This window comes from Paraburkholderia sp., from assembly GCF_026225065.1.
In the GTDB taxonomy this organism is placed as follows: domain Bacteria; phylum Pseudomonadota; class Gammaproteobacteria; order Burkholderiales; family Burkholderiaceae; genus Paraburkholderia.
Genome location: NZ_JAMFSB010000334.1, coordinates 1 through 4,128 on the forward strand (window position 1 = coordinate 1; position 4,128 = coordinate 4,128).

At 60.6% G+C, this 4,128-nt stretch carries 4 protein-coding genes; 1 reads left to right on the forward strand and 3 read right to left on the reverse strand.

What is annotated here, in order from left to right; translation table 11 throughout:
• Positions 1 to 21 precede the first annotated feature (21 nt).
• Positions 22 to 789 carry a class II aldolase/adducin family protein gene (locus M0954_RS23450; protein ID WP_297355802.1) on the reverse strand — a complete coding sequence of 256 codons (768 nt, stop codon included), beginning with the start codon at positions 787 to 789 and terminating at the stop codon, positions 22 to 24.
• 136 nt (positions 790 to 925) lie between these two features.
• Entirely contained in the window at positions 926 to 2,347 is a 1,422-nt protein-coding gene (locus M0954_RS23455; protein ID WP_297355804.1) for an MFS transporter, read from the reverse strand.
• A gap of 144 nt (positions 2,348 to 2,491) precedes the next feature.
• Here M0954_RS23455 and M0954_RS23460 point away from each other — a divergent pair, with 144 nt between their 5' ends.
• The gene (locus M0954_RS23460; RefSeq protein WP_297355806.1) at positions 2,492 to 3,412 is read left to right on the forward strand and encodes a LysR family transcriptional regulator; all 921 of its coding nucleotides are present in this window, start codon (positions 2,492 to 2,494) and stop codon (positions 3,410 to 3,412) included.
• Between the two features lie 27 nt (positions 3,413 to 3,439).
• Here the strand turns inward: M0954_RS23460 and M0954_RS23465 are convergent, their stop codons facing one another.
• Positions 3,440 to 4,108, reverse strand: a complete 669-nt coding sequence (locus M0954_RS23465; RefSeq protein ID WP_297355808.1) for a glutathione S-transferase family protein — start codon at positions 4,106 to 4,108, stop codon at positions 3,440 to 3,442.
• Between the last annotated feature and the right edge of the window lie 20 nt (positions 4,109 to 4,128).

Genomic DNA, 4,128 nt, shown 5'->3' on the forward strand with positions numbered 1-4,128 from the left:
TCAGCGTTGACAGCCGACCTTTCAGCTCTTGTATGACTCGTCACGCCGATCAAGAAGACGCAACATCGCCGGCCATTCCATCACACCAAACGGCCGTCGAACTTGCGGCCGATAAAGATGATTAGTTTTTTCAACCACCGTTTGCGGCGGCACATGCAGCGGCGTATTGCACGCCATTGCGTCGACTTGAGCTCGACATGCCATCTCCAGCCAATACATCGCGTTAAAGGCCTCGGCGATACTTTTTCCCACCGACAGTAGTCCGTGATTGCGCAAGATCATCACGTCGCGCTCGCCGAGATCTTTTACAAGCCGGCTTTGCTCGTCCAGATCCACCGCGACACCTTCGTATTCATGATAGGCAATGGCATCGAAGCGCATCGCCATCTGAGTAAGCGGCAGGAGACCGCACTCCAGCACCGAGACGGCCATGCCCGCGCGTGTATGTGTGTGAATGACACACTCCACGTCGTGGCGGGCGGCGTGTATCGCGCTATGGATCACGTAGCCGGCGCGATTGACGCTGAAGGTGTCGTCGACATTGAAGAGGACGTTGCCATCGAGATCGACTTTGACGAGACTCGACGCTGTAATCTCTTCGTACATCATCCCGTAAGGGTTGATGAGGAATTCTGTATGGCTGCCCGGCACTCTCGCGGTGATGTGGTTATAGATGAGATCTGACATGCCGAAATGGGCAATGAGCCGGTATGACGCAGCAAGGTTGATGCGCGTATTCCACTCGGCTTCAGAAACAATATCTTGCACACGTCGGGAAGGGTTGTTCATCGTTTCTCCATTGCAGGTTTAACGTTGGCCGCTTCAGCGGCGGGAACCCTTGCAACGTAGCACTTTTTGACGATATGCGTCGTCTGCGTCGAGCGGCGTACCGTTTATCCACAGGCAACGCTCGTTGTTCTCAAGATCAGGTGCTGGGTCGTCGGCACATTGCTTTCTGGCACTCCCTGGTAAGCGGCTGTGCCGTCGAACCAGTTGTCTTCAGCCCCGCAATCGCGATCACTACGCCGGCCATCATCAATACACCGGCCAGTATGACGGCGGTGTGCAGCCCTGTGACGGGATTGCCTGCTGTTCTGGCGATGAGCGAACCGAAGATGCCCACGCCGAGTGCGCCTCCGATTTGACGCGCCGTGTTCAGCAAACCTGAAGCGATGCCGACGGAACGCGGCTCGACATGCGCGAGGAGGGCGGTGTTGATCGACGGCACGGCCAGCGCGACGCCGACACCGATTGCCAGCAACGGAGCGGTGATGGTCAGGTCACTGCTGTTGACCTCGAGCAGCGCCAGCGACAGAAAACCGAGCCCCGCCACGGCCTGCCCAACGACCATCGGAAGACGGTAGCCGAATCGTGAGGTGAGAGCGCCGGATGCGAGGTTGGCTACGGTCACAACGGCGGTCATCGGCAGGAAGGCCAGACCGGTCTCAAGTGGCGTGTAGTGCCGTACATGCTGGAAGAAGAGGCTCATGGCGAACATCAGCCCGTAGTAGCCAAAGTTGAGCGACAGTCCGATCAACGAGCTCACGCTGACGGCCGGTATCTGGAACAGCGACAGCGGCAGCATCGGTTCCTTTTGCCACGCTTCCGCCAGCACGAACAACGTGCCGAACACGACGAAACAAACGATGCCCGTCATCACAGCCGGACTCGCCCAGCCCAACCTGCCACTTTCGACGACGGCGAACATCAACGCCGCGAGCGAAATCACCGCTAGCATTTGCCCCGCCAGATCGATACGGCGTGCCGCGTGACGGAGGGTATCGGGCGCGTGGGCGAGCGTCAGCCAGATGCCGGCAATGCCGAACGGCACGTTGATCAGAAAGATGCTCGGCCAACCGAACCGGTCGATCAGCAAGCCGCCCACGAGCGGACCGGCACCCAGCGCCAGCGCGGCCGTCCCAGCCCAGATACTCACCGCTTTGGCGCGCGCACGCGGGTCGGGAAAGGCCGCGCTGAGCAGCGATAGCGACGACGGCACGCACAGCGCTGCCCCGACGCCTTGGACGGTGCGCGCCGCGACAAGCGTGAGCGCTCCGGGTGCGAAGCCGCATGCCACCGATGCCAACGTGAAGATCGCAAAGCCGCCGACGAAAACGCGCCGCGCGCCCAACCGGTCACCGAGCGCGCCCGCGCTGAGCAGCAGGGCGGCGAAGGCGAGCGTATAGGCGTTGAGCACCCATTCGAGTTCCGTGGAGCTGACGGATAAGGTTTCCTGAATCCGCCCGAGCGCGACGTTCACGACCGTCACGTCGAGGCAGATGATGACGAAGCCGAGACTGGCGGCGAGGAGGGCGAGACGCGGAGATCGGATCGATTGTCTGTGCATGATGGTCGGTCGGGTAGAGCCCGATTGGGGACTCGAGCGGATCAGGCGGGAATCGCCTGATCGTTAGCCATACCGCACTCTAATCTCCCAATAACGCTTGATAAACTACCTGCAAATTGGCACAGAACCCACTAATATTGGGGAATGGATCTTCTCAAAGCGATGACGGTGTTTGTGCGTGTAGTCGAGACCGGTAGCTTGACGGCTGCCGGTTTTGCCTGTGACCTGTCGCCCACCATGGTCGGCAATCACCTTCAGGCACTGGAGGACAGACTCGGCACACGGCTCATCCACCGCACCACCCGCAAGCAGCAGATCAGTGCTTTCGGGCAGGCCTATTACGAGCGTTGTGTCGAGATTCTCGGTCTCGTCAACGATGCCGAACGATTGGCGCTCGATCATCTCGGGACGCCGCGTGGACGGCTGCGTATTACCGCCCCCGTGATTTTCAGCACCGAGTGTCTGGTTCCCGCAATCGCGGACTATTGCCAGCGCTATCCCGAGGTGCAGTTGGATATCGTCGCCAACGATGGCTTGTCGGACCTGATTGACGACGGTTTCGAGGCGGCCATTCGCATCGGTGCGCCGGGCAACCCTGACCTCATTGCGCGTCCTTTGCGGGCGTATCGCCTCGTGCTCTGCGCCTCATCCGCGTACCTCGACGCTAACGGCGCACCGGCGACGCCGGAGGATCTTCGTGCCCATCAATGTCTGACCTACGCCTATCCGCCGCGCTCCGAAATGCACGCGGCGCAACCGGAGTGGACGCTGTCCGGCGCGAATGGAACGGTGAGCGTTCCGGTAAGAGGACGCTTGAGAATCGACAATTCAGACGCGCTGCGCAAGGCGTTGCTTGCGGGCATGGGGATCGCGATGCTGCCGGGCATTCTGGTCGACGCGGATATCAAGGCGGGCCGGTTGATCGAAGTGTTGCCCGAGTATGCGGCGCCCATGCGGCCGATCAACCTGCTGTATTTGCGCGACCGGCAGATGTCGCCGAAGCTTCGTAGCTTTGTCGAGTTTGTGGTGGAGCGCTTTGGCGGCGGCGCTGATTCGCAGGGTTGACGGCGTTGAACCGGGAGCCGACCTTCATCAGCCGGCCGGTGCCTGGCTAGCGACGAAAACCGCCAATTGAGCGGCGAAAGCACGCTGGTAGGCGGGCCGCGCTTCGCCGCGGGCGACATAGGCGGCGAGGTTCGGATATTCGTTCAGCAGACCCGATGCTCTCAACCTGATTAGCACCGCCACCATCATCAGGTCGCCCGCGCTGAACGCACCATCAAGCCATTCGGCGTTGCCAAGGTGATCGGAAAGCTCGCCCAGACGGTCGCGGATGCGATTCTCGACCATAGGCAGGCGCTCCTCGTACCAGGACTTGTCGCGCTCCAGGAACTTGATGGTCTGGAGATCGAGGATCGGCGGCTCAACCGTGTTGAGCGCGGCAAACATCCATGAAATCGCGCGCGCCCGGGTATTCGCCTCCTCAGGTAGCAGGCCAGCATGGCGCTGTGCGATATGGAACACGATCGCCCCTGACTCGAACAGGGTAAGAGGGCCTTCTTCATATGTCGGAATCTGTCCAAACGGATGAAGCGCTCGATGCGCCGGTCCCTTCATTGCATCGAACGAGACAAGACGAACCTCGTAAGGCTGGTCCGCTTCTTCAAGCGCCCAGCGAACACGCATGTCACGCGCCAGTCCCCTGCCACGATCGGGCGACTGTTCAAAGGCGGTGATAACAGGGGGCAGTGAAGGGGGCATGGTGTTTCTCCTTTGCTGGA

Bases quoted from the DNA above. Each gene is read 5' to 3' on its own strand.
- M0954_RS23460 (WP_297355806.1), top strand. From the start codon at position 2,492: ATGGATCTTCTCAAAGCGATGACGGTGTTTGTGCGTGTAGTCGAGACC.
- M0954_RS23465 (WP_297355808.1), bottom strand. From the start codon at position 4,108: ATGCCCCCTTCACTGCCCCCTGTTATCACCGCCTTTGAACAGTCGCCC.
- M0954_RS23450 (WP_297355802.1), bottom strand. From the start codon at position 789: ATGAACAACCCTTCCCGACGTGTGCAAGATATTGTTTCTGAAGCCGAG.
- M0954_RS23455 (WP_297355804.1), bottom strand. From the start codon at position 2,347: ATGCACAGACAATCGATCCGATCTCCGCGTCTCGCCCTCCTCGCCGCC.